Origin of the sequence: Rhodoferax sp. AJA081-3 (assembly GCF_017798165.1) — a bacterium.
Taxonomy (GTDB): domain Bacteria; phylum Pseudomonadota; class Gammaproteobacteria; order Burkholderiales; family Burkholderiaceae_C; genus Allorhodoferax.
In genome coordinates, this window is record NZ_CP059068.1 from 2,534,573 (window position 1) to 2,557,483 (window position 22,911).

Here is a 22,911-nt window from a genome sequence, read left to right on the forward strand (position 1 = left end):
TTCCACCGGAGATTCCCATGAAACTTTCATTCTTGCGTTCACACGCCGTCCACATGCCCAAGCTTGGTGCGCTGTGCATCACCCTGTTGTTACCAGCCTGGACTGGCGCCAGCCAGATCGACCGCATCCGCGCCACCCAAGAAATCGTGATTGCGCACCGGGATACGTCCATTCCGTTCTCGTACCTGGACAGCAACGGGCAGCCCGTGGGTTATGCCATGGACCTGTGCGCCAAAGTAGTCAGCGCCCTGGAGCGTGAGCTGAAGATACCGAGCATCAAAGTGCGCTACCTGCCCGTCACCTCGGCCACGCGTATTGGTGCCATCGCCGACGGCTTGGCAGCCATGGAATGTGGTTCCACCACCAACACGGCCGAGCGGCGCACCAAGGTGGACTACACCATCGCCCACTTCATCTCTGCCTCACGCCTGCTGGTACGTACCGACACGGGCATCAACACACTGGAAGACCTGCAGGGCAAAACCGTGGTCTCCACCAAGGGCAGCACCAACATCAAGACACTGGAGCGTGTGGGCAAGGAGCGGGTGCTGCGGCTGCAGGTGCTGGAGGCACAGGACCATGCCGAGGGTTTTGCCATGGTGCGTGACAAGAAGGCCTCGGCCTTTGCGATGGACGATGTGTTGTTGTATGGCTTGCGTGCCAACTCGGGCCAGCCCGAGTCCTTCAAGGTCATTGGCAAATCCATGAGCATCGAGCCCTATGCCATCGTGTTACCCAAGGGCGACGCAGCATTCAAAAGCTGGTGGATGCGGAGATGCGCCGCATCATCCTGAGTGGCGAGATCAAACCGCTGTACCGCAAGTGGTTTGAAGAAGCCATTCCGCCCAAGGGCATCAATCTTGCGCTGCCCATGCCAGCCATGCTGCGCGATTCCTTCAAGTACCCCAGCGACAAGGTGGCCGACATCGGCGAGTGACCATGAGTTTTTGTTATGGCCCCGGCGAAAGAAGGAATGGTGCAAAAACTGCGACAACTCCTACACTGAAATTGTGATTTTTGAAGAGCCCTTTAAACCCCAAACCCAACCACCCAGAAGGACCTGTATGAAACTCTCCATCACCATGACCGCCGCACTGTTGGCAACGGCATTGGCAAGCACCGCCGGTGCACAGACGCTGAAGAAAGTGGCCGACGCCAACAAGATCAACGTGGCCTACCGCGAGTCGTCGGTGCCGTTCAGTTACCTCATAGGGCAGAGCAAGGCCGTGGGCTTTTCGGTGGACCTGACTGAGGCCATCATTGACGACGTGCGCAAGGCGGTGAAGAAGCCCAACCTGGAAGTGGCCTACCAGCCCGTGACCTCACAAAACCGCATCCCCTGCTGATGAACGGCACCATTGACCTGGAGTGTGGCTCCACGACCAACAACTCGACCCGCGCCAAGGACGTGGCCTTTGCCATCAACCACTTCTACACCGGCACCCGGTTGCTGACCAAGACCACATCCGGCATCAAGAACTACGCCGACGCGGCGGGCAAGACCTTGGCAACCACGGCAGGTACCACCAATGCCATGGTGCTGCGCAAATACACCACCGAAAAAGACCTGAAGGTGAACGTGCTGCTGGGCAAGGACCACGACGACTCCCTGCTGCTGGTGGAGAGCGACCGCGCCGTAGCTTTTGCCATGGATGACATTTTGCTGTTTGGCCTGCGCGCCAACCCAAGAGCCCCGAGTCTCTGGTGGTGGTGGGTGATTCACTGCAAGTGGAGCCCTATGCCTGCATGCTGCGCAAGGATGACCCCGAGTTCAAGAAACTGGTGGACGGCACCATCACCCGCCTGATGAAGTCCGGCGAATTCAGCAAGCTGTACACCAAGTGGTTTGAGTCGGCCATCGTGCCCAAGGGCGTGAACCTGAACCTGCCCATGAGCCAGCAACTCAAGGACAACCTCAAGGCCCTCAGCGACAAACCCGCCATCTGAGCACGCCATGCCATCTGGAACGACAGCCATGCACCGCACACGCATCGTGGGCATCCTGGGGGCATGGGCCCGGCCGCGGGTGCCGACTTTGCGCGCCTGTTTGTGCAGGCCTGTGCGGACCAGATGCAGGCCCTGCACATCCCCGTGACGGACCAGGCCTTCCCGAACACTGGCTGGCCCAGGCCCCGGTTCCCGACCGCAGTGCGGCGCTGGAGCTGCCCGGTTTTGGTGGCCACCAGCCGCTGGAGCCCATGCTCCAGGCCATGGGCAAACTGGCGGCGCTGGGTGCCACCAGTGTGGCGGTGGCCTGCAATACCGCACACGCCTGGCACGGTGAATTGCAGCAACGTTTCCCACAACTGGAAGTGTTGCACGTGGCGCGCGAAGTGGCGCGCACACTGGCGCGTGACGGCATCACCGAAGTCGGCCTGCTGGCCACCGACGGCACCTACCGCTCCGGCCTGTATGCCAAAGCGCTGGAGCAAGAGGTGGTGTGCCACATCCCCGAAGTGAGCGAATGTGAACGCCTGATGTACGGCATCTACAGCGGTGTGAAAACGGGCGACCTGGCGCTGGCTCAACTGTGCTTTGAGTCGGTGGCGCGGGGCCTGGCGCTGCGCCACAACCTGGGTACCTTGATCATGGCTGCACCGAGATACCGCTGGCGCTGAAGAGCCTGAGCGGCATGCCGCAAGTGAACCTGGTGGACCCGGCCCAGCTGCTAGCCCGCGCGCTGGCGCGGCGTGCGTATGACCCGGCGCAAACGCCCCACAACGCTTAAACAAACGGCCCCAGCCGAGGGAGTCTTTTCCAAATCAGGTTTGATCCTGAACAGCGGGCATAGCGGCTGTGTTCGGGCCCAGTCGATTGGTTAAGGATTAGGCAGTTTACGAGATCACCGGGATTGCCTGGTTTTGACTTCGTTGATCTCTCAATCGGATGCTCGCGGCGCTTGCGCCGCCTCTACAGACTTGCCACACAACGTTCAAGCGCATTTGCCATATAGCTTTGGAGCCAGTTCCTCCCAGGCGGCGTTGCGAGCCTGAGCGGCTTGCAAGTCACTCTGTTTGTTCGCCTGCTTCAGCAAATCTTTGATCGTTACCCCGCCTTGAGGTGGCGCAGGCGTGCTGGCAAACTGGCCAACTTCTCCAGCGGGGTTTGGGCATCCCGGGCGTAGTAGCGTCTCAGGGTGCGACCAGGCTTCTTGGGGTCATCCTTCAGGCTTGCAAACAGGCTGGGTCTGTGTAAATTGTTCAGCGGGTTGAAGTGCTCCTGGTTGAAGTCATTGATCAGCCCCGCTTTGCTGCGCGCGATGTGTTTGAAGCCAAACATCTTGCGCACCACCGCACCATTCTTGCCTTCGACCAGCGCGTTGTCGGTACTGCGCCGTGGGCGTGATTTGGTCAGCTCGATGCGGGCGTTCTCCATCAGCTCCAACATGCGCTCGTTGATGTACTCCACACCGTTGTCAGCGTGGATGCCGCGTAGCTTGAAGGGAAACTGCTCGATCAGCAACTCAACGGCGGTACGCATAAAGCTGTGGCTGATGTGCTCCGTGCACACCACCACCTGCCATTGGGTGACGATATCGACTGCATTGATGTGGTAGACCCCTTTGAGACCGTCAAGGTCGCCTTGGTGCACGCTGTCGATGCGGATGTGACCAGCATGGCCTTGCGGTGTTGGCGCTCGTCGCTCGCCGATCTGGGTGCAGCGCGGCGACGCGGTGGTCTTGCTGCGGTGCACACGCTCGCGCTCGTAGCGAACGCTGTTTCTGAGGTTGTACAGGTGCGAAACGCTGATGGCACTCAGGCGCTCGAAGCGGGCGTCCCCATACACATGCCACTGGCGCCACAGCACATGGGTTGTGGCCGCCCCGGAGAGGGTGTCAAAGGCGCGGTCGGTCTGGGCCAGCAGGGCAATGTCCTGGTCCGTAAAGCGTCGTGCGTAGGCCGTGTTGGGTGCCACGTAGCGGCGCTGTAGAACTTCCCGTCCAGAGCACGCGATACCAGGCGTTTGACCTGTGCGCTGGAGTAGCCGCTGGTGCGTTCCAGGTAGCGCAGCACCACGGAACGATCCGTGCGACACAGGCTGGCGTAGGCGAAGCGTTGGATGGTCTGCGCGACATGGGCGTAGCACGCTGTGGTGTCGGCCAGGCTTGCGAACTCCAAAGCCTGTGTACTGTCCAAAACTGGCGCAACTGCGCCATCGTTTTGAGCTTCAATAGGTTCATGTCAATCACCATTCATTGATGATCGACTGGCTTCGCTACCTGCCGCCGGTTCCAATTTACTGAATCGCCTGAGGATCAAACCTCGTTGGAATCAGAAAACCGTTCAGGATCAAACCTCATTGGATAATGACTGAGGGTCTTAAGCCTGTTTGGCCTCTAGCCCCCGTCGAATCTCACGGCATCGCTATCACTTTTATAGTATTCAGCGACGCAAGGCGCCAAAGGCTTCAAACTCCCAGCTGCGCATGGCCAAGAGCTGCCAACGCGACAAAACCCAACGAACGCATACAAACTAAACCCCTGCTGCTTCCCTTCAGCAATAGTGAAGACCTAGCTCACCTACGATCTTGCCGCACCGGAGATGGCGCCTCTATAGAGGACACGGCGCTCCAATTTGCTGTCAGACCAAACTATGCTGAAGCAGCTTTGGACATTGCGGCACGTTCAATAAGCAGCATCAGTGGCACCATAGACGTCGTGGTCGAGGTTGCTGTATTTGCCCCAACTCTCTACATTCTTCGTCAAATACCTCGAATTCGTTCAACGAAGCAGCCGCCAGTCTCGCAACGAATTTCCAACCCGCCATCGCCACCAGTGAATCGAAATGACGAGCCACAGCGCAAGCAGCGGAGTTTTGTGGCGCCATTCATCTTGTACGCCTCATAGGCTGCATGTGCTTGCTGATACTCGGCATCGCTGAACACTGGCCGATCACTCTTCTTAGAATCCATAAATCAAGCTCCGCATATAGTTGTTCATATTAATCTGCTGACCAGCATCCGTAGCACGCTGTGCAGCGTCAATAACCAAATTTCTTTGTTCGAGTTCGGTCAGACCTGGGACATTTTTCGACGCCCAATAGCTTGCCCGAAATTCATCATTCCAGGCACGCGGTGCAACCCCGGTGTCACGATATTCAAGATGCCCCATTTCATGGGCAAGGGTTTCTCGAACTGAAAGACTTGCAGTTGGGTGAAGGCTGTCAGAAGTCGTTGGGAAGACATCGCCGCGAACGTAGACGACACCTCTGTCTGATACACCGGTAAATGGCCCTTCGTTGATGCGCAATAGTGCCGGATCGCCGCCAAGTTCACTCCATGCATTCTGCACATGAGCGATTTCCGGATCTGTTAAGCGCCTTGCGACCTCACCGCGAGCGGGACTACCTATCCCAGAAATTCCGCGAATTTCCGTATTTGCCCCTGTTGCTGCTTGCAACCCACCTGGGCCATCCGCCAGCAGTGAGCCTCCCTCAGTGTCCCCGGCAGCCCAGCCACAGTTGCGACGATATCCAAAGGGCTTGATGGCATGAACTCCGCGGCCAGAACAACATCGGAAAGATGAGCCACACCCATCCGGGCTCCCATGACCTCCCACCATGTACTTTGCGGGTTGTCGATGATCCGCTGCAAGTCACCCATCTGCGCCAACGGCACATCGGTTCCCGCCCTCCAGAAATCTTTCACTGCCGGGATAGGTGCAGTAATTTCATTGCTGTCCGGCTGTCGGTAGTAGGGTGGCACGGCGTTCGCTTCGCCATTTACTCCAACCCAAGCCAGGTTCGGTTGCGTGCGCCCTGTGTTGTCGACAATCAGGTTCTGCTGCCCGCTAGGCGCTGCCTGGCTCAATGCCTCAAACGAGCCGGGCGCAGCTGTTGTTGCGCCAGTGTTGCCAGCGCCAAAGAACTCCCAGTGCTCATTGGCCGCGTTGTTCTGGTTCGCAGCCGCAATGCGCACATTGCCCGCGTTGAGCGCGCCTTGGCCTTGCGTGGACTGGTCACCATAGGCCTGCCAGCTATCAGGCACAAAGACGGTGTCACCTACATTGAGCCTATCGGTGCTCATGCCATTGGCGGCCATGAAGTTGCCCACGGCCTGCGGATGGCTGCTACCCACTATCGTTGAGATGTTGTCATCGGCCTGCACCACGTGCGTTCGACCAGAAACACTGGTCTCTGTACTGCTGCGGTAGTCGCGCTCGCTGGCGCGGAAGTCGGCTTGCACGTCTACGGAGGTCGATAGGTTTGTATCCCCATGCCGCGAATGTTCAGCGGGTCTGCTGCTACGGTACGGGCAGCAGTGTCCTGGGCGAAAGTTAGCCCGGCATCACCATTGGTGTACGGATTGCCAATCAGATTTGCATCGTTGTACGCAGTGCCGGGTTGTGTAGCCGTAACCTGTGAGGGGTCCAGGGCAGCCACATCGTCATTTGCAAACAACGCACCGCCCGGTGTGGAGGCGGGTGTACGCATGGCCATGGAACTCGCAGTGGAGGCGCCGCTGTTGATGACCCCATGAGGTCCCCGTCCGTCATCGCCGTAAACGTCATGCCACCCAGTACCCGCGCGGTGTCTACGGGCATGCTCGTCAAGTCAACAATACTGTCGGAGATCTCGCCGCTGGCCAAACCGCCGGCCCAACTCGTTACGCCTGCCACAAAGGATGAGCCCAGGTCACCGGTGCGCACGAAGTTCATGAGCCCCGAAGTCACTCCTGGGGTATTCAGGATGTTGCCTATGGTGTTCAGGGCAGTGCCTGCACCCGCAGTTTGGCCGATGGTGCTGATGAAGGGATTAACGACTCCGGCTGTCAGCGCCATCATGAGGGCGGGGTTTTGGCAACTCCGGTGCCTAGATTGCCTACGGCCCTCACCATGCCACCCAATACGCCCCTCCGTTGTCATAACCGGGCTCCCAATGGAGATTGATCGGGTCGTAGGGTGCTTGACCCGGCAGGTAACAAATTTGCGGCTGCGTGCCGTCAGCGCCATCACGCGCCATACTGGGGTCAAAGGGGACTGGTTGCCAGGATTGGAACACTTCGTCGGGTGTCATGCCCTCCCAGCGGTAGTTGACTCCGTCATTGGGCCCTTTGAAGCGGCCATTGGTGTCCAGCATCCAGGGCTCAATGGTGGTTTCAAACTCTGCACGGGTCTGAGGTTCTCGGTGTACTTCTTCGTATTTGTAGATGTCACGGATGTCTAGATTGTCCCCGGCACCCGTGCTTACGCTGCCTGCGTAGCGGCCGGAGTTCAGGTAGTTGGCCATGTCCGTCGGTGTGACACCTATAAACTGGGCGGCCTCGTTGACTCCTATGTTGTTGGCCTGCATGCCTTCATAGATTTTGGCGGGGTCGTTTTGTGTTGGTTCCAGTAGTCAGCCATCGCTTGTCGGCGTTGCTGTTCTGGTGTTGGTGTTGGTGTCGATGCGGCTTGTTGTGTGGTGGGAGACGGTGTTGTGGGTGTTGCCTGTGTTGGGTTCCAGCCGGTGAGGGCCGTTACACGCTCTGCGCTGACTCCGTGTTGGGCCATGGCGGCGTTGAGGGCTGCTGCATCTCCGGCGTGGGCTTGGTAGAAGCTCACGATGGCGGCATCCGACACTGCAGGGGTTGCTGCAACTGTTACTGCGGCCGGGGGCGCGGGTGAAGTCGGTTCCCGGACACCCACACCTCAACAGGTTCTGCCTGCGCCGAACGCCAGCCGGTGAGTGCGGCTACGCGGTCTGCACTGACGCCGTATTGGGCCATGGCTGCATTGATGGCTGCTGCATCGCCTGCGTGCGCAAGATAGAAGTTCGTAATGTCTGTGTCTGATATGCCCGATTGGTAGCCTGGGGTGTCGTAGCGTGAGTAGTCGTACATCCTCGGGGCTTCTTTCTATCTTTCTTGGTTTACGCCTGCGTGCCGGTTTGACCGGACACGCCCTCCGTGGCTTTGCTTTGATGCAGAGTCCGCACGAGCGGTTATTTTGATTGAGCGTGTTTGTTTTGAACACCCTACAGATGTAGGGGTAGCCACATTTTTGAGTTGACCTTCACCGCTTGCAACGGTTGCCGATTTGCCTCAAAACAGGGGGAAGAGGCATTTTACAAAACGCTATGCGGAAGGTGTGGCTCTAGCCCCGTCGAATATCACGGTAACGCTATCGAATTTATAGTATTCAACGGCGCAAGGCACCAAAGGCCTCAAACTCCCAACTGCGCATGGCCAAGAGCAGCGTGTAGCCCTCGCGGTCCTTGTCCTGCAGTTTCTGGTCGGCCAGGTGCTGTTGTGCAAAGTCTTGCGCCACACGCTGCATACGCTCCATAAAAGACGGCGCCAGGCTGCGGCTGACCGAGCCGTGCACCAGCAGCAGGCCTTCGCCCGCGCCGTCAAAACCACCCGAGAAATAGTCCAACAGCGCGTTGTCGCGGAAGTAATCCATCACCGGCCCGTGCGGGCGCCAGCGGAAGGCCTTGGCCAGCTTGAGGCGGTAGCGGTTGAGTGGGCGCAGCTCGATGATGCCGATGCGGTCCAGCTGGGCCAGGTAACCAATGCATTCAGCCTCGGTCAGGCGGTAGCTGGCCACGATCTGCTCCAGCGTCCACTGGCTGAGCACACAGATGGCCACCAGCAGCAGCTTCTTGTCGGCCACCACGGCGCGCTCCTGCTCCTGCGTCAGCTGGGCCAAGAGCGGCTGTGCGTCGGCCACACGGCGGGCCAGATCGGCAAAGTCCAGCTTGAGGGCGCGGCAGATGGCGTCTATGCGCGACAGCGGCATATCACCCTTGGCCAACATGCGTTTGATGCTGGATTCGGCCATGCCCATGGCAACGGCTAGGTCGGCATAGGTCATGCGGGCGGCCTTAAGCTCGTGCTTCAGGGCGGATACAAGGTCGGCGGTGGTGCTCATAGGTATCAATTATTGATACTTTTCGTACTTTAGCGCAAGCTTGTATCAGAATTTGCACGGTATTGGGTGGGCCTCAGCAACACACTGGCGGCCTCATCCACCTTGGAGCCTTTTGATGAAAATCCGGCTGACCCGTTCTGAATCCGGCCTTGTGACTGCGCTGACCCTCGCTATCGCCGTAGCCTGCCTTGGCCCGGCTGTGGCGCAGTATGCCGACTACCACGCCTTTGCCGACCAGCGCACGCTGTGGGGCCTGCCCTTTGCGATGGATGTGCTGAGCAATCTTCCGTTTGCACTGTTCGGTGTCTGGGGCTGGTGCGCCTGCGTTCTACAGACGCGCCGCGCCCCGTGCGGTCTTTGTGACCGAAGAAACACAGCGCGACCTGTCCAAGCTGTTTTTACAGGCCTGATTTTGACTGCGCTGTGTTCCACCTGGTACCACCTGCAACCCGACGATAGTGGCCTGGCCATCGACCGATTGGGCATGCTGATGGCCTTTGCTGGCCTGCTGGGCTTGGCAGCGATCGACCGAATCAGCGACCGGGCCGGAGCATGGACGGCTGCTGCCGTGCTGACTCTGGGCCTCATCGCAGTCGGCGTATGGGCCATGACCGGAAACCTGCTACCCTGGTCGGTGTTGCAAGGTGGTGGCATGCTGTTGGTTGTGGTGATGGCGCTGCGTAAACCCGGGTTGGCGCCTGGGTCATCCCCTTGGGCGAGGTAATCGCCTGGTATGCACTGGCCAAACTGCTGGAGCTGGGCGACCACCACATCCTGGCGTGGACCGATGGCCTGGTGTCCGGCCACACGCTGAAACACATGGCCGCGGCGATGGCGGCCTGGCCGGTCATCGCCGTCATGCAAAATGGCGCGTATTCCGGTGGGACCCGCTTTTGGCTAGCCACGGCCGAACGAACCTAAATACGCAGAACAACAACCGACCTGAGGACAAACCTGTGAATACAGAAACACTGACACCCGCGGCGGCCACCGTGACCGGCCCGGCCGGGCACGCACACCAACCAGTTTGCGCTCCTGGGCCAGCGCCGCTTTGCGCCCTTCTTCTGGACCCAGTTCTCGGGCGCTGCCAACGACAACCTGTCAAGTTCGCCTTCACGGTGATGGTGACCTACCAGCTGAGTGTGGACTGGTTACCCCTGCGATGGCGGGCCTGACCATTGGCGCATTGTTCATCCTGCCGTTTCTGCTGTTCTCGGCCACGGCTGGACAGTTGACCGACAAGTACGACAAGACGCTGATGATCCGGTTTGTCAAAACCTGGAGATCGCCATCATGCTGATTGCGGCCTACGGTTTCATCCGTGACAACGTGCCCGTGTTGTTGCTGTGCACGTTTTTGATGGGGGTGCATTCCACACTGTTTGGCCCGGTCAAGTTTGCGCTGTTGCCACAGGTGCTGAACGAACGTGAACTGACCGGCGGCAACGGCATGGTGGAGATGGGCACTTTGTCGCCATCCTGTTGGGCAATGTGGTCGGTGGCCTGCTGGTGGCCATTCCGTCCATTGGCCATGAGACCGTGGCCGTGGCCTGCCTGGTAATGGCAGTCGTGGGGCGTGTGGGTGCGGGCTACATCCCCAAGGCACCGGCCACCGACCCCGGCCTGCAGATCAACTGGAATCCCATCAGCGAAACGGTGCGCAACCTGAAGCTCGCCCATGGCAACCTGGTGGTGTTCCGTTCGCTCTTGGGCATCAGCTGGATGTGGTTTTTGGCGCCGTGTTTTTGAGCCAGTTCCCCAGCCTGGCCAAAGAAGTTTTGCATGGCAATGAACAGGTGGCGTCGCTGCTGCTGCTGGTGTTTTCCATCGGTATTGGCACGGGCTCTCTGCTGTGCGAGATGCTGAGCAAGCGCCATGTGGAAATTGGCCTGGTACCCATGGGCGCCATCGGCATGAGTGTGTTTGCGGTGGATTTGTACTTTGCGACCCGCGGCCTGCCAACGTCCGAGATCATGGGCCTGTCGGCGTTTTTGTCGCAAGCCGCACACTGGCGTGTAATGGCCGACCTGGCCCTGCTGAGTATGTTTGCCGGGCTGTACAGCGTGCCCATGTATGCGCTGATCCAGTTGCGCAGCCAGCCCACCCACCGCGCCCGCATCATTGCGGCCAACAATATTCTGAACGCGCTGTTCATGATTGGAAGTTCGGTGATTGCCGGTGCCCTGCTCAAGAGTGGCTTCACCATTCCAGAGATTTTCCTGTTCACCGGCCTGGCCAATGCTGTGGTGGCCTTCTACATCTTCATGCTGGTGCCCGAGTACCTGCTGCGGTTTGTGGCCTGGGTGTTGTCGCGCTTCATCTACCGCTTCAAGGTGAATGGTGACGAACACATCCCCACCACGGGCGCCGCTATCCTGGTGTGCAACCACGTGAGTTTTATCGACGCCGTGCTGCTGATGGCGGCCAGCCCCAGGCCCATCCGTTTCATCATGGACCACAACATCTTCAAGGTGCCGGTGCTGGGCTGGTTGTTCCGCCTGGCCAAGGCGATTCCGATTGCGCCGCGCGCACAAGACCCCAAAGCCTACGAAGCCGCTTTTGATGCCGCCGCCGCGGTGTTGAAGGAAGGTGATTTGTTGTGCATCTTCCCCGAAGGCGGCATCACCCGCGACGGCACGCTGCAGGAATTCAAGGGCGGCATCATGAAGATTCTGGAGCGCACCACACAACAGGGTGTAGCGGTGCAGGTGATCCCCATGGCGCTGACCAACCTGTGGGGTTCGTTCTTCAGCCGGGTGGAGCAAGGCGGCGCCATGGTGCGGCCTTTCCGCCGCGGTATCTTGAGCCGCGTGGGGCTGAATGTGGGTGCGCCGCTGGCGCCGCAGGAGGTGCAGCCGGCGGTGTTGCAGCAACGGGTGCATCAGCTGTTGGGGGCCTAGTTTTCTGGTTGCAGCCTGAAGCTGGTTTTGGGCTGCAGGGGGCGGCGGAAGTGGGCATTCGTCGGGGAGGCTGAAATTCAGTTTCGGAGTATCAGAAAGACGACTGCGCAAAAGCTGAAGTTCAAAAGCCGATTGCGTATCTGCTCCTCGTATGACTTGGTAAGTCCTACCTAAACGAAAGAATATGAATCTCGTTCGGATCAGTTGTCGTCCAATTAGCGACCATGATGTCGCCAGGATTCAAGCCGCATTTGACAATCGCGTAGCGCGCTACAAGCTACAGGGTGATTGGTCAAACCGGTTCGGTTTGCCTTTGTCCTATCATCACAATGGGACTGTGTGTATAGACGAAGAAAAAACAGCCTATTCACACAGGTTCCATATCACTTTCAAGACCAGCATTTAGAACGCTACATCGTCGTCGTTGGAAGGAACTTGCGACTTTGCAGTCTCACCAATACCCTCACGTTTCAGTTGCATTTGCGGCGAAACCTCTTTGGCCTGAGCTGCCTTACATATTCGGCTTTTCGGAAGCAAGTTTGAAGCGAAGTGGAAACTGGATGTCGGACTCCATCCCCGACGTTTGCTTCTTTGCAGAGGCATCTGCATTTACCCGATGATGAATACCTTGGCAGCCGACTTCTAGGGCTGCCTCGGAGCAAAGCGTAGGTCAGCAATGTGTTTGATCAGACTTTTTCCGATTGCCCGAGTCGAAAATCGCCCCGGGCAATCGCCGCAAACACTCGCTCATTCAACAAGAAAGTCTCAATGCACGCTGGCCAGCAGCGCCGCATTTCCCCGCCGCCGTCGTGTTCACGGTAATCGTCTGCTCGGCACAGAATCGGTACAGGTAGTGCGGGCCCCGGCCTTGGGGCCAGTTCCCGATAGGCCTTCACCACCAAGGCTGCACACCCACCACGGCACCAATCATGTTGCGATTGATGTAGATGTTGCCCACATGGGCCGCGTGGGCCAGGGCCTGGGCGCGGCTGTCGATGCGGGTCTGGATGCCGCAGGTCAGGCCATAACCCAGTGCATTGACCTGGGCGATGATGTCGGCGGGGTCGCCGTTCCAGCGCACCACCTGTAGCACCGGGCCGAAGATTTCGGCCTTCACATCCGCAATGCTGTCCACCTCGAACGCGTGGGGCGCGATCAGATTTGCTACGTTTTTACTAGCATGTTGATTAGATTCCACGGGGCTAGAAGCACTTTTTCCTCAAGGCGCAGGCGCTGAATGTGCTTCTGGATGTTGTCATACGCTTCCGCGTCGATGACGGGGCCCACATCAGTGGCCAGATCGGCCGTATCACCGGCCACCAGCTCGCTGGCTGCACCTTTGAGCATGGCGATGACACCATCAGCAATAGCAGCGTGCACACACAACAGGCGCAGCGCGGAGCAGCGTTGTCCGGCGCTGCGGAAGGCGCTTTGCACCACCGCATCGACCACCTGCTCGGGCGGGGCGCTGGAGTCCACCACCATGGCGTTAATGCCGCCGGTTTCGGCAATCAGCGGAACAATCGCGCCGTCTTTGGCGGCCAGCGCACGGTTGATGATCTTGGCAACCTGGGTGGAGCCGGTGAACACCACACCAGCAACGCCAGGCTGGGCCACCAGGGCTGCGCCCACGGTTTCACCCGCACCGTGCAGCAGTTGGAGGGCATCCGCAGGCACACCCGCGGCATGCATCAGTTGCACGGCAACCTGGGCCACGCCCGGCGTTTGCTCGGCCGGTTTGGCCAGCACGGTGTTGCCGGTGGCCAAGGCCGCGGCAACCTGGCCGACAAAATAGCCAGCGGAAATTCCACGGGCTGATGCAGACCCACACACCACGCGCGGTCAGCGACAAGGTATTGGTCTCGCCGGTTACACCAAAGGCGTAACTGGCCAGCGCGGGTGGCACGCCGTGGACTTGGGGCATGGCCATGGGTTGCATGATGCGTTCGGCTTCGTCGGCGTAGTAGCGCAGAAAGTCCACCGCCTCGCGCACTTCACTCACCGCGTCGCCCCAGGTTTTGTGCGCTTCCTTGACCAGCAGCGCGCAGAAGGCAGGGGTTTGCTCCAGCATGGTGTCAGCAGCGCGGCGCAGGACGGTGGCGCGCTCGGCCACTGCCGTCTTGCTCCATTGTTTGTAGCTGGCATGGGCGGCGGCAAAGGCGCTGGCCGTGTTCTGCGTGTTGAACTCCGGCACCACGGGCACGGTGGTGCTGGCCAGCGCGGCCATCAACGGCTCGCGCATGGTGGGCACGGTCAGGTCCAGACCCGTGCTGTTTTTGCGGGCACCAGCGTGGGCACCAAACAGAACCGGAGGCAGTGGCAGGCTGGAATGGGGCTCCAGGCGCAGCGGAGAAATCAGCAGCTCTTGCATGCCCACGGACTCATCCGCCAACTGGTGCACAAACGACGAGTTGGCACCGTTCTCCAACAAGCGGCGCACCAGGTAGGCCAGCAGGTCGCGGTGTGCGCCCACGGGGGCGTAAACGCGGCAGGTGACCAGCGGGTTCTTTAGCACCTCGCGGTACACGCCCTCACCCATGCCGTGCAGGCGCTGCAGCTCGAACTTGGCACCGGTCTTGGCGCCCATTTGCAGGATGGCGGCAATGGTGGCGGCGTTGTGCGTGGCGAACTGGGGTAGACCGCATCCGGTGCCGCTAACAGCGCGCTGGCGCAAGCCAGATAGGACACATCGGTGTGGTGCTTGTGTGTGAACACAGGGTAGTGCGGCAAACCCAATTCCTGGGCGCGCTTAATTTCAGCATCCCAATACGCGCCCTTGACCAGGCGGCACATCAGGCGCACCTTGTAGCGGCGTGCCAGCGTGGTGATGTGGCCAATCAGATCCAGTGAACGGGTCTGGTAGGCCTGCATGGCCAGGCCAAAACCGCCCCATGCGGGGTGGTGCTCGGCCACCTTGGCAACCAGGGCTTCAAACAGCTCCAGCGACAACTCCAGACGGTCCACCTCTTCGGCGTCCACGGTCAGATTGATATTGGCGGCAGCGGCGCGCTGGCACAGGCCCCACACGCGGGCACCAGCTCGGCCATGACGCGTGTACTGTGGGCGTCTTCGTAACGTGGGTGCAATGCACTCAGCTTGATGGAGATACCGTCATTCTTCTCCAGAGCCACCGTCTTATCTGCCTTAGCAGCTATTGAATCAATAGCATCGGCATAACTTTGCAGATACCGCAGCGCATCCTCGTCGGTGCGCGCACCCTCGCCCAGCATGTCGTAGCTGAAGGTCAGGTTGGCATGTTTGCGGGCGCTGTCGGCCTCGCGCTGCGCCTCCTTCATGTTCTGGCCCAGCACAAACTGGCGGCCCAGCAACTGCACAGCGCGCAGCGTGGCAGCGACAACCGTCTTGGCGCCCAGCTTGCCCATCAACCCAGGTTCGCTCTTGGCATTGCCATCGGCAGCACCCGGCAGGAAGTGTTTCGACATCGCAATGGCCGTGCTGGACAGGCGCGCCAGCACCTTGTCGCCGCTGCCATCAAAGTCGGCACGGCCCAGTTGATCGGCGGTCAGCGCAATGGCGGTCTCGGCATCCGGCACGCGCAACAGCGCCTCGGCCAGGCGCATCAGGGCTAGACCTTCGGCGCTGGAAATGGGGTATTCCTTGAGCAGGCTCTCCATGGCCCAAAACGGCGGCGGGTTGTCACGCACGGCCTGCACCCAGGGTGCGGCAGAGCGCGCCGCGTCTGCCCAGTCCAAAGCCTGGCTCACGGTCTGCAGGTGGTGGGCAACCACAGAGGCTTCAGGGCGGTAGGGGAAAGGCAGGCGTTGCGGGACGGGCATGAGAGGCTCCTGTTGGTTTACTTGCCGGACGGACTGGTTTTGGACTACAAAACTAACGATGTCGCTATATTCGTCGAATAGATCTGCAATTTCTCACTAAAATTTGATCATTAGGCCGACATATATTCGACTCAGCTCGGATCGCATGCCTATCCGCAAGGTTTGGGTGTGGCCGGCCGGTGTGTGTTTTGCGCAGGTAAAGGAGGCCCGAAGGGCGGGGACACGGAGCAAAACACACACCGGCCGGCCGCACCCAAGCCCCCAAAGCAAGCAAGCAACCATGGCAACCCATACATCAGACCTAGACCGCATAGACCTAAAATCCTGACCTGCCTACAGGAAGACGGCCGCGTCTCCAACCTCAAGCTGGCAGAAACCGTATCCCTCTCCCCACCGCAGTTCTGGCACGCGTGCAGAGACTCACCAAAGACGGCTACATCCTCGGCTACGAGGCACGCCTCAACCCCCTCAAACTGGGCGCCGGCATGATGGTGTTTGTAGAAGTGCTGCTGGACCGCACCACCCCAACGTGTTCGAAGCCTTCAAAGCCGCAGTACAAGTGCGCGGCGAAATCATGGAATGCCATATGGTGGCCGGTGGTTTTGACTACCTGCTCAAAACCCGCATGGCCGATATGGCCGCCTACCGCGACTTTGCCGGTACCGTGTTGTGGCAGTTGCCCGGCGTGCGCGAAACCCGCACCTACCCGGTCATGGAAGAAGTCAAAACACCACCCAACTCACGTTGTTTTGAAAGCCAAGGCAGTCGTGTGCATACTGATACATGGCTGATACAACAGCAGAAAACCGCTCCCTATAATTTATTGTTCCGAGGGAAAACCCGCAAGCCGATACCGTGGCGTACCCCGTTAGTTCCCTTTAAGCTCCACCCCGGCAATAACGCTTTGTTTGCCCCATCTCTGGACCCTACCATGCGCCATGCACTGATCGTCCTGTTTGCAGCAGCCACCCTGTGCGCGCTGGCCCAAACCAGGGTTTCAAGTTCTCCAATGAAGACACGGCCGACCAGCAAAGCGAGGCCGAAACCTACCCGCGTGCAGGCCATACTGTCCAGCCCCTGCCGCAGCAAGATCAAGAACCAGAAGGTCATGGTGTTGATCGGCGAAAGCCATAACGGGTATGTCAAGGCCAACCAGTCCGCCTACGGCGGGCCTTTTGATACCCTCAACGCCCGTCTGCAACGCGTGGGCCTCAAGACAGTAACCCAGGGCCAGATCAAGGCCCAGGTCGCCCAAGCCGAAATCGACGCCTATTTCAAGAACGAACCGGACGCTGCACTGAGCGCTTCCAAACGCCTGGCGGCACAGTACATACTGCGCGGATTGATCTCCACCGAGACCGCCTACAACCGAATCGTCCGCGTCAACCAGGTCCACATCCGCATGAACTTCACCTTGACAGACGCCAGCGTGCGCTGGCGCAGGCCAGTGCAGAGAATGCCAGTTACGCCGGTATGGATACTGCGGGTTTGGCCCTGACCCTTGTCAACGAAAGGCCGATGAAGTGGTCGCGCAGTTGTACGGTGACTATTGCCGCGTAGGCGGCTGAGTCGAAAGTGGCAGTGATGGGTTACGGTTCCAACCGTGGCAGATTTTGGTATGTTTATTTTGGAGTTAAGTCAATGAGCCAGCAGTTCCAACCCTTCAAGAACCTCGCCGTATCGGCGCTGTTAACCCTGTGTGCCCTGGGCAGCACGGTGCAGGCCCAACCCACCTTTGGCAACCCCTCGCCCACAGCCGGTTCATCCACATCGGACAAGGCCAACGCCGCAGCAGACGCTGCCGCCTACCGCGAGGTCGAGTACAGCAACAAAGGCCGCCGCGGCCCGGCCTTGATCGTTATCCCCGGCGAGATCAAGAGCAACAACGCGAGCTTCACACAGCGTTTTCTGCCCAACAACATTGCAGACTTTGCCGAGCTGGAATTGTCCAACGCCAACTTCCCCGTGCTGGAGCGCACCGACCTGGGGCCGCTGGTGAATGAAATCTCGCTGGCCTACAACCTGGGCGACCCGGCCGCCGCGCGCAAGACCATGCAGATGGGCAAGCTCAAGTCCACCAAGTGGATTCTGAAATTTGACATTCTCAAGGCGGAACAGATCGCCGAGAACAAAAGGGTTTTGACGGCCGTGCAGTGGGCGGCTTGTTGTCCATCTTTGGCGGTGGCAGTATGGCCGGTTCTGCCGCCGGCACCGTAGCGGGCTCTGTGCAGACGGCAGACAGCACCGGTGTCTGGCTGATCGGCATGCGTTACAAAATCATGGACGCCAACACCACTGAGCAAGTGGCACAGGGCTACAAAGACCTAAAGATGGAAGTGGGCGCAACCGCCACCAGCGTAATGGGAGTCTCCGAATCCGCCAAGGGTGGCGTGGGCCTGGACACCATGGTGCAGCGCCTGGTCCAAACCCTGGTGTGGGACATCGACGCAAAACATAAATAAAACATGACCCCCACGCTCGTCACTTCGTGTACTTCACTGCCCCCGAGGGGCTCTCGCGCCTGGGGGCCCAGCGGCGCTCGCACCATGAATACTCTGACCCAACTCGGCAAATACGCCATCCGCCGCGAGCTCGGCAAGGGGCGATGGGCATTGTGTATGAGGGTTTCGACCCGGTCATAGAACGCACCGTCGCCATCAAAACCATCCTGCCGCAGCAGCTGCAGGCAGAAGAGGCCGCGCAGGTACTGGCCCGTTTCAAGCGGGAGGCCCAGGCAGCCGGTCGGCTCAACCACCCGGGCATCGTGGCGGTTTACGACTATGGGGAAGCGGTGGTCGATGAAGACCACACCATGGTGGCCGGCGAGGCGGCGCAGCAGGCGCGCCAGCGTGTGGCCTATATCGCCATGGAGTTTGTCAAAGGCAAGGAGCTGCGCGAATTCTTTGAGGCCAACGAACGTTTTGCCCTGAAGGACGTGGAACGCCTGATGGGCGAGATTCTGGACGCGCTGGCCCACGCCCATGCCAATGGCGTGGTGCACCGCGACATGAAACCCGCCAACCTGATTGTGCTGGCCGATGGCAAGGTCAAGGTGGCCGACTTTGGCATTGCCCGTGTCGAAAAATCCGAGCTGACACAAGTGGGCACCGTGATGGGTACCCCGGCTTATATGTCGCCCGAGCAGTTCATGGGCCAGCCGGTCGATGGACGCAGCGATATCTTCTCGTGCGGCGTCATCCTGTACCAGTTTTTGACGGGCGAGAAGCCGTTTACCGGCAACTCCACCACCATCATGTACAAGGTACTGCACGAGGAGCCGTTGGCGCCTTCGCTGCTGAATGTGGCCCTGCCCGCAGCCTTCGACGCGGTGGTCAAGAAGGCCATGGCCAAGAACCCGGACGAGCGGTACCAGACCGCGCAAGAGTTTGCGCAGGCCATCAAGACCACGTTGGGAGGCGCAGCGGCAAGTGCGTCCACGGCGGCCGCAGACCCTGACCGTACCGAGCTGAGCGTGGCGCCCGTCGCAGCCGCACCGGCCGTCGCGTCTGCCCCCGCCAAGGCAGCGGCACAACCGGCTGCCAGCGCCGGCTCCAAAGGCAGCCCGCCGCCGCTGTGGGAGCAGACCGCTGCAGGCGCATCGGCTAACGCCGGCAAAAGCAAATCAATGCGGCACTGGTTGCAACCGTGGCCGTCATCGGCGCGGCCATTGTGGGCGGGGGCGGTTACATGCTTAGCCGCGGCGGCAGTGCGGGCGGTGGCAGCAGCGCCGTCGTGGCGCAGCAGGCAGGCGCCAGCGGTGCCGTGTCCACCGCTGCAACACCCGCCACCACACCAGCAGCGACGACCAGCCCAGCAGAGCTCGCGCTGGAGCCGGGCACCATGGTCATCAGCGCGATTGGCCTGGTAGACCCCAAGGATGCCCGCTTCAACGGGGACGCCAACGCAGCCCAGACCGAGTCCCGCGCCGACGCCATGCGACAGTTGGTCGAAAAGCGGTGGCCCTGTATGTAGAGAAGGAATCCTGCACAAGAACTATGCCGTGCTGGACCGCAAACTCCTGTCCCAGCCCAATGCCTTTATCAAAACTGTGATGCACGAAGGCGCCGCCGTCACCGGCAAGGACGGCCTGTTGCAGACCGAGACGCGGGCCGTGGTGCGCGTGCGTGACGTGCAGAAGTCGCTGAACCAGCTGTCCAGGACGAACGCATCGAGTTCATCCGCAACAACGGCGACCCCAAGGTCTCCATCCAGATGGCGATCCGCAATGCCGACACCACGCAAGCCCTGCCAGCCGAGCGCTCCATGGTGGCGGAGAACGTGGTAAAGGAACGTATCAAGTCCTTTGGTTTCAGGGTCTGGTCGGCTGATGGCGATGTAAAGCCGGCGCCAAGGTGCAACCTTCCGACTTCCAGATCGAGGGGAGGTCAAACTCAAGGTCTTGTCGGCCAAGCTGCCCGCCTCTGGCCTGACCATCACCAAGACCGCGCTCACGTCCTGGACCATAAAGGCCATCGACAAAGCCACGGGTGAAGAGGTCTACCTGAACACGGTCAACCCTACGGGCAAGAGCTGGGCTTCGGAAGACCAGGCCCTGGCGGAGATAGGCAAGCTGGTGGGTGACGAGTTTTCCAAGAACTTCTTCCTGGAGCACTTCAACTTCAATGCACAAAAGGTCAACCTGACAGTGGATGGCCTGCCCGATAACCAAAGCGCCCGGTTGCTGCTGCGTGAGTTGCGGGGTTTCCGCCACGTGCTGGACGCACAACTGACCTCCGAGGGCGGCAAGTACCAGCTGCAATTGGCCGAGGGCAATGCCAGTGACCTGGTGAACGACGGTGTACTCAAACCACTGAACGCCAAGCTGGGCCAGACCTGTTTTGCCCTAGCGGGGTCCACCGGTGCTGACGTTAACGTGAGTTTTCTCCCGCCTGCTCCGAGTCGGCCATCCGTGGAAAACTCGATGCACTGCCACCCGCCGGCCTGCAAAGCGCTCCCGGCGCACGTGGCAAACTGGCCGGCAAAACCGCGTGAGGTAAGGAGGCTACTAACCCTGCAGGGTGAAGGTGACGAACTCGGAATCCGGCAGATTCACCGAGCGCCCAAAGCCAATACGCCCCCTGCCGCGCAGCATAATTTCTTCGCGGCGCAACAACACTTCGGCCTCATCGGCAATAACCACCGATGTGCCATTGGTGCTTTGGTCAACCAGAAAAACTTGTCGCGCCGACATTCGATGCGGGCGTGCTGGCGTGATGCATTGCGGTCTGCGATGACGATGTCACAACTGGCATCACGCCCCAGCACAATGGAAGCATGGGCGCTGTCCACCACCCATGCCCGGTCCTGCAGACAATGCTCCAGGCGCAATGTCACCACCTTGCTGGTGAATGCCAAGGAGGACGTTGTCATGGTCAGCTCTTCACCACCTTGCCAGATGACCTCACTCACGGCCACATCGTCACCCTTGCCCTTGACCGACAGGGCGGCGATATTACGCGTAGAGAGCTGCAGCATGTGCGCCATGCAAGCCACGGTGGCGCCAGTGGTGATGATTTGGCCACCCTTGGCCAGGCCCGCCATACGGGCGGCCACGTTGACCGTGTCGCCAAACACGTCGTTGTTTTCTTCGATGACCGGGCCAAAATGAAAGCCTATGCGCACGCTGCGCTTGACCTGCGACACCACGGGCAGGGCCGTGATCTTGTGGTGCATGTCGGTTGCGGCCAGGCAACCGGCATCAGCACTGGGCAACACACATGATTTCGTCGCCAATGGTCTTGATGACCCGCCCGCCGTACTGCAAGACCACACCCTGCAAAACCGCCAGGCATTCGTCGATCATCTGCTTGGCCGTTGCATCACCAAACGTGTCGTAGAGCTTGGTGCTGCCCACCACATCGGCAAACAACACCGCCAGATTGGCCGTGGGCCGGGTGGACACCGTGGTGGACAAACCGCCGAGCACGGTTTCTCCGGGGTGTGGGGTGTGGGTCGGTATTGGCCATAGCTGCGTAGGCAATTCTATACAGTGATTGTCGGACCATTCCCAAATGGCACAAGCTTTGCCACAATCGCCGTTTTAAGGGGAAAACCACATGAAATTGCAAACTGCCACTGTAGCCTGCCTGCTATCCTCGGCGCAGGCCTGGTCAGTGCACAAACCATGAAGCCCGGCCTGTGGGAGATCACCTCACAGATGCAAGGCGGCTCCGGCAGCGAGTTGTCTGCCGCCATGGCCCAGGCACAAAACAGATGGAAAACATGCCACCCGACCAGCGCAAGATGATGCAGGACATGATGGCCAAACAGGGCATTCAAATGGGTGCCAGCGGTGGCACCGGCATGAGCATCAAGATGTGCATGACCCAGGAAATGATAGACCGCAATGAGGTCACCAGCCGCCAGGCAGACCCACACCAGAGTGACTGCACCCACACCCACAGCCCCGCAGTGGCAACAGCATGAAGTTTTCCTTCGTCTGCACCAAACCACCCAGCAGCGGCGAGGGCCAGGTTACCTTCACCAGCCCCGATGCCTACAGCATGAAGATGACCACCACCTCCATGGTCCGCGGCAAACCCGAAAAATGGACATGCAAACCAGCGGCCGCTGGTTGGGCAGCGACTGTGGCACCGTCAAACCCTTCCCCTGCCTAAGAAGTAAGGCCGCGCTGGCCAAAGATTGCACTGCCCACCCGCACCATGGTAGAGCCGCTGGCGATGGCGGCCTCCAGGTCTGCGCTCATGCCCATGGACAGGGTGTCGAGGGGTATCCCAGCCTGCCTGATTTCATCAAATAGTGCCCTAGCCCCCGAAAACACTGCACAGGCAGCTACAAAATCAGGAGCAGGCTCGGGTATACACATGATGCCCCGCAGGTGCAAGCGGGCAGCGCAGCCACCGCCTGCGCCAGCGCTAGCGCATCGCTTGGGGACACCCCCGACTTGCTGGCACCCCCATCCACATTGACCTGTATGCACACCTGCAGGGGCGCCAGGTGCACTGGCCGCTGCTCGCTCAGGCGCTGGGCAATCTTCAGGCGGTCGATGGTGTGTACCCAGTCAAAGTGCTCCGCCACCAGCCGTGTCTTGTTGCTTTGTATGGGGCCTATGCAATGCCACTCCAGTGGCAGGTGGCGCAGGGCCTGGATCTTGTCCACCGCCTCCTGGATGTAGTTTTCGCCAAACGCCGTCTGTCCGGCGGCATGGGCCTGGGCCACCGCATCCGCAGCAAAGGTCTTGGAAACGGCCAGCAGCCGCACAGCATCACCTGGCCGCCCGGGCTGCGTGCAGGCCTGTGTTATTCGGGTTAGAACGTGGTGGAGATTCTCGACAATCATGGTCATAATCAGTCTAGCGTAACAAACAAAGAACTTGCGGGACAGACCTTCAGCTCTGTCCCCAACTG

Annotated in this window: 25 protein-coding genes and 5 pseudogenes; 14 read left to right on the forward strand and 16 right to left on the reverse strand. The window is 59.9% G+C overall.

Annotated features, from left to right (window positions below):
• Window positions 1–17 precede the first annotated feature (17 nt).
• From HZ993_RS11835 to HZ993_RS11845, 4 genes and pseudogenes are all read left to right on the forward strand, one after another.
• Entirely contained in the window at window positions 18–794 is a 777-nt protein-coding gene (locus HZ993_RS11835) for an amino acid ABC transporter substrate-binding protein (protein WP_245213927.1), read from the forward strand.
• Window positions 776–937, forward strand: coding sequence for a hypothetical protein (locus HZ993_RS24510; RefSeq protein ID WP_245213928.1), 162 nt, complete (start codon window positions 776–778; stop codon window positions 935–937). The genes HZ993_RS11835 and HZ993_RS24510 overlap by 19 nt, the downstream gene beginning before the upstream one ends.
• Before the next feature lie 127 nt (window positions 938–1,064).
• Window positions 1,065–1,947, forward strand: a pseudogene (locus HZ993_RS11840) (transporter substrate-binding domain-containing protein).
• 173 nt (window positions 1,948–2,120) lie between these two features.
• Window positions 2,121–2,618 carry an aspartate/glutamate racemase family protein gene (locus tag HZ993_RS11845; RefSeq protein ID WP_371816997.1) on the forward strand — a complete coding sequence of 166 codons (498 nt, stop codon included), beginning with the start codon at window positions 2,121–2,123 and terminating at the stop codon, window positions 2,616–2,618.
• A gap of 427 nt (window positions 2,619–3,045) precedes the next feature.
• On the opposite strand, the gene HZ993_RS11850 is transcribed toward HZ993_RS11845, so the two are convergent.
• The 7 genes from HZ993_RS11850 to HZ993_RS11880 all read right to left on the reverse strand — a co-directional run bounded on the left by HZ993_RS11850 (window position 3,046) and on the right by HZ993_RS11880 (window position 8,848).
• A complete protein-coding gene (locus HZ993_RS11850) occupies window positions 3,046–3,915 on the reverse strand; it encodes a hypothetical protein (RefSeq protein ID WP_245213929.1) in 870 nt (289 codons plus the stop codon).
• A 985-nt stretch (window positions 3,916–4,900) separates the two neighbouring features.
• A complete protein-coding gene (locus HZ993_RS11855; protein WP_209398109.1) occupies window positions 4,901–5,290 on the reverse strand; it encodes a hypothetical protein in 390 nt (129 codons plus the stop codon).
• Between the two features lie 56 nt (window positions 5,291–5,346).
• Window positions 5,347–6,183, reverse strand: a complete 837-nt coding sequence (locus HZ993_RS11860; protein ID WP_209398111.1) for a LysM peptidoglycan-binding domain-containing protein — start codon at window positions 6,181–6,183, stop codon at window positions 5,347–5,349.
• Between the two features lie 2 nt (window positions 6,184–6,185).
• Window positions 6,186–6,431 (reverse strand): hypothetical protein, encoded by a 246-nt coding sequence (locus HZ993_RS11865; RefSeq protein ID WP_209398113.1) that lies wholly within the window; start codon window positions 6,429–6,431, stop codon window positions 6,186–6,188.
• A 396-nt stretch (window positions 6,432–6,827) separates the two neighbouring features.
• Complete coding sequence (locus tag HZ993_RS11870) at window positions 6,828–7,289, reverse strand: hypothetical protein (RefSeq protein ID WP_209398115.1); 462 nt, start codon at window positions 7,287–7,289, stop codon at window positions 6,828–6,830.
• A 289-nt stretch (window positions 7,290–7,578) separates the two neighbouring features.
• On the reverse strand, window positions 7,579–7,818 hold the full coding sequence (locus HZ993_RS11875) for a hypothetical protein (RefSeq protein ID WP_209398117.1): 240 nt from the start codon (window positions 7,816–7,818) through the stop codon (window positions 7,579–7,581).
• A gap of 298 nt (window positions 7,819–8,116) precedes the next feature.
• Entirely contained in the window at window positions 8,117–8,848 is a 732-nt protein-coding gene (locus tag HZ993_RS11880; protein WP_209398119.1) for a helix-turn-helix transcriptional regulator, read from the reverse strand.
• A gap of 115 nt (window positions 8,849–8,963) precedes the next feature.
• On the opposite strand from HZ993_RS11880, the gene HZ993_RS11885 reads away from it, so the two are divergent.
• The 3 genes and pseudogenes from HZ993_RS11885 (at window position 8,964) to HZ993_RS11895 (ending at window position 11,747) form a co-directional block, all read left to right on the forward strand.
• Complete coding sequence (locus HZ993_RS11885; protein WP_209398121.1) at window positions 8,964–9,572, forward strand: hypothetical protein; 609 nt, start codon at window positions 8,964–8,966, stop codon at window positions 9,570–9,572.
• Entirely contained in the window at window positions 9,560–9,769 is a 210-nt protein-coding gene (locus HZ993_RS11890) for a hypothetical protein (RefSeq protein WP_209398123.1), read from the forward strand. Before HZ993_RS11885 ends, HZ993_RS11890 begins: the two co-directional genes overlap by 13 nt.
• Window positions 9,770–9,883: 114 nt before the next feature.
• Window positions 9,884–11,747, forward strand: a pseudogene (locus HZ993_RS11895) (MFS transporter).
• Window positions 11,748–12,639: 892 nt separating this feature from the next.
• On the opposite strand, the gene HZ993_RS24760 reads toward HZ993_RS11895, so the two are convergent.
• From HZ993_RS24760 to HZ993_RS24525, 5 genes and pseudogenes are all read right to left on the reverse strand, one after another.
• Entirely contained in the window at window positions 12,640–12,945 is a 306-nt protein-coding gene (locus tag HZ993_RS24760) for an aldehyde dehydrogenase family protein (RefSeq protein WP_256440979.1), read from the reverse strand.
• Complete coding sequence (locus HZ993_RS24765; protein ID WP_256440980.1) at window positions 12,912–13,496, reverse strand: aldehyde dehydrogenase family protein; 585 nt, start codon at window positions 13,494–13,496, stop codon at window positions 12,912–12,914. Before HZ993_RS24765 ends, HZ993_RS24760 begins: the two co-directional genes overlap by 34 nt.
• Window positions 13,384–14,118, reverse strand: a complete 735-nt coding sequence (locus HZ993_RS24770; protein ID WP_371816998.1) for an aldehyde dehydrogenase family protein — start codon at window positions 14,116–14,118, stop codon at window positions 13,384–13,386. Before HZ993_RS24770 ends, HZ993_RS24765 begins: the two co-directional genes overlap by 113 nt.
• 81 nt (window positions 14,119–14,199) lie before the next feature.
• A pseudogene (locus tag HZ993_RS24520) lies at window positions 14,200–14,774 on the reverse strand (proline dehydrogenase family protein); the annotation flags it as partial.
• Window positions 14,729–15,544 (reverse strand): proline dehydrogenase family protein, encoded by an 816-nt coding sequence (locus HZ993_RS24525; protein ID WP_245213931.1) that lies wholly within the window; start codon window positions 15,542–15,544, stop codon window positions 14,729–14,731. The pseudogene HZ993_RS24520 and the gene HZ993_RS24525, both read right to left, overlap by 46 nt.
• 280 nt (window positions 15,545–15,824) lie before the next feature.
• Between HZ993_RS24525 and HZ993_RS11905 the strand changes: the two are divergent.
• The 5 genes and pseudogenes from HZ993_RS11905 to HZ993_RS24775 all read left to right on the forward strand — a co-directional run.
• A pseudogene (locus HZ993_RS11905) lies at window positions 15,825–16,271 on the forward strand (Lrp/AsnC ligand binding domain-containing protein); the annotation flags it as partial.
• A 914-nt stretch (window positions 16,272–17,185) separates the two neighbouring features.
• Entirely contained in the window at window positions 17,186–17,761 is a 576-nt protein-coding gene (locus HZ993_RS11910; protein ID WP_209398125.1) for a hypothetical protein, read from the forward strand.
• Window positions 17,734–18,006 carry a hypothetical protein gene (locus HZ993_RS11915; RefSeq protein ID WP_209398127.1) on the forward strand — a complete coding sequence of 91 codons (273 nt, stop codon included), beginning with the start codon at window positions 17,734–17,736 and terminating at the stop codon, window positions 18,004–18,006. The genes HZ993_RS11910 and HZ993_RS11915 overlap by 28 nt, the downstream gene beginning before the upstream one ends.
• A gap of 143 nt (window positions 18,007–18,149) precedes the next feature.
• Entirely contained in the window at window positions 18,150–19,412 is a 1,263-nt protein-coding gene (locus HZ993_RS11920) for a serine/threonine-protein kinase (protein ID WP_209398129.1), read from the forward strand.
• Window positions 19,385–19,516 carry a hypothetical protein gene (locus tag HZ993_RS24775; protein ID WP_256440982.1) on the forward strand — a complete coding sequence of 44 codons (132 nt, stop codon included), beginning with the start codon at window positions 19,385–19,387 and terminating at the stop codon, window positions 19,514–19,516. Before HZ993_RS11920 ends, HZ993_RS24775 begins: the two co-directional genes overlap by 28 nt.
• 21 nt (window positions 19,517–19,537) lie before the next feature.
• On the opposite strand, the gene HZ993_RS11925 is transcribed toward HZ993_RS24775, so the two are convergent.
• From HZ993_RS11925 to HZ993_RS24785, 3 genes are all read right to left on the reverse strand, one after another.
• A complete protein-coding gene (locus HZ993_RS11925) occupies window positions 19,538–19,954 on the reverse strand; it encodes a hypothetical protein (protein ID WP_209398130.1) in 417 nt (138 codons plus the stop codon).
• 639 nt (window positions 19,955–20,593) lie between these two features.
• A complete protein-coding gene (locus HZ993_RS25020) occupies window positions 20,594–21,217 on the reverse strand; it encodes an adenylate/guanylate cyclase domain-containing protein (protein ID WP_209398131.1) in 624 nt (207 codons plus the stop codon).
• A gap of 25 nt (window positions 21,218–21,242) precedes the next feature.
• On the reverse strand, window positions 21,243–21,470 hold the full coding sequence (locus HZ993_RS24785; protein WP_209398132.1) for an adenylate/guanylate cyclase domain-containing protein: 228 nt from the start codon (window positions 21,468–21,470) through the stop codon (window positions 21,243–21,245).
• Between the two features lie 296 nt (window positions 21,471–21,766).
• Here HZ993_RS24785 and HZ993_RS25025 point away from each other — a divergent pair, with 296 nt between their 5' ends.
• Together HZ993_RS25025 and HZ993_RS25030 are read left to right on the forward strand one after the other, a co-directional pair.
• Window positions 21,767–21,970 carry a hypothetical protein gene (locus HZ993_RS25025; RefSeq protein WP_371816986.1) on the forward strand — a complete coding sequence of 68 codons (204 nt, stop codon included), beginning with the start codon at window positions 21,767–21,769 and terminating at the stop codon, window positions 21,968–21,970.
• Window positions 21,967–22,161 (forward strand): hypothetical protein, encoded by a 195-nt coding sequence (locus tag HZ993_RS25030; RefSeq protein ID WP_371816987.1) that lies wholly within the window; start codon window positions 21,967–21,969, stop codon window positions 22,159–22,161. The genes HZ993_RS25025 and HZ993_RS25030 overlap by 4 nt, the downstream gene beginning before the upstream one ends.
• Here the strand turns inward: HZ993_RS25030 and HZ993_RS11945 are convergent.
• Window positions 22,158–22,849: pseudogene (locus HZ993_RS11945) on the reverse strand (YggS family pyridoxal phosphate-dependent enzyme). The gene HZ993_RS25030 and the pseudogene HZ993_RS11945 overlap by 4 nt on opposite strands.
• Window positions 22,850–22,911: the final 62 nt, after the last annotated feature.

Bases quoted from the DNA above. Each gene is read 5' to 3' on its own strand.
- HZ993_RS11835 (WP_245213927.1), top strand. From the start codon at position 18: ATGAAACTTTCATTCTTGCGTTCACACGCCGTCCACATGCCCAAGCTT.
- HZ993_RS24510 (WP_245213928.1), top strand. From the start codon at position 776: ATGCGCCGCATCATCCTGAGTGGCGAGATCAAACCGCTGTACCGCAAG.
- HZ993_RS11865 (WP_209398113.1), bottom strand. From the start codon at position 6,431: ATGCGTACACCCGCCTCCACACCGGGCGGTGCGTTGTTTGCAAATGAC.
- HZ993_RS11870 (WP_209398115.1), bottom strand. From the start codon at position 7,289: ATGCAGGCCAACAACATAGGAGTCAACGAGGCCGCCCAGTTTATAGGT.
- HZ993_RS11875 (WP_209398117.1), bottom strand. From the start codon at position 7,818: ATGTACGACTACTCACGCTACGACACCCCAGGCTACCAATCGGGCATA.
- HZ993_RS11880 (WP_209398119.1), bottom strand. From the start codon at position 8,848: ATGAGCACCACCGCCGACCTTGTATCCGCCCTGAAGCACGAGCTTAAG.
- HZ993_RS11885 (WP_209398121.1), top strand. From the start codon at position 8,964: ATGAAAATCCGGCTGACCCGTTCTGAATCCGGCCTTGTGACTGCGCTG.
- HZ993_RS24770 (WP_371816998.1), bottom strand. From the start codon at position 14,118: ATGCAAGAGCTGCTGATTTCTCCGCTGCGCCTGGAGCCCCATTCCAGC.
- HZ993_RS24525 (WP_245213931.1), bottom strand. From the start codon at position 15,544: ATGCCCGTCCCGCAACGCCTGCCTTTCCCCTACCGCCCTGAAGCCTCT.
- HZ993_RS11910 (WP_209398125.1), top strand. From the start codon at position 17,186: ATGAGCCAGCAGTTCCAACCCTTCAAGAACCTCGCCGTATCGGCGCTG.
- HZ993_RS11915 (WP_209398127.1), top strand. From the start codon at position 17,734: ATGGCCGGTTCTGCCGCCGGCACCGTAGCGGGCTCTGTGCAGACGGCA.
- HZ993_RS11920 (WP_209398129.1), top strand. From the start codon at position 18,150: ATGGGCATTGTGTATGAGGGTTTCGACCCGGTCATAGAACGCACCGTC.
- HZ993_RS24775 (WP_256440982.1), top strand. From the start codon at position 19,385: ATGGTCATCAGCGCGATTGGCCTGGTAGACCCCAAGGATGCCCGCTTC.
- HZ993_RS25020 (WP_209398131.1), bottom strand. From the start codon at position 21,217: ATGCACCACAAGATCACGGCCCTGCCCGTGGTGTCGCAGGTCAAGCGC.
- HZ993_RS25025 (WP_371816986.1), top strand. From the start codon at position 21,767: ATGCCACCCGACCAGCGCAAGATGATGCAGGACATGATGGCCAAACAG.
- HZ993_RS25030 (WP_371816987.1), top strand. From the start codon at position 21,967: ATGAAGTTTTCCTTCGTCTGCACCAAACCACCCAGCAGCGGCGAGGGC.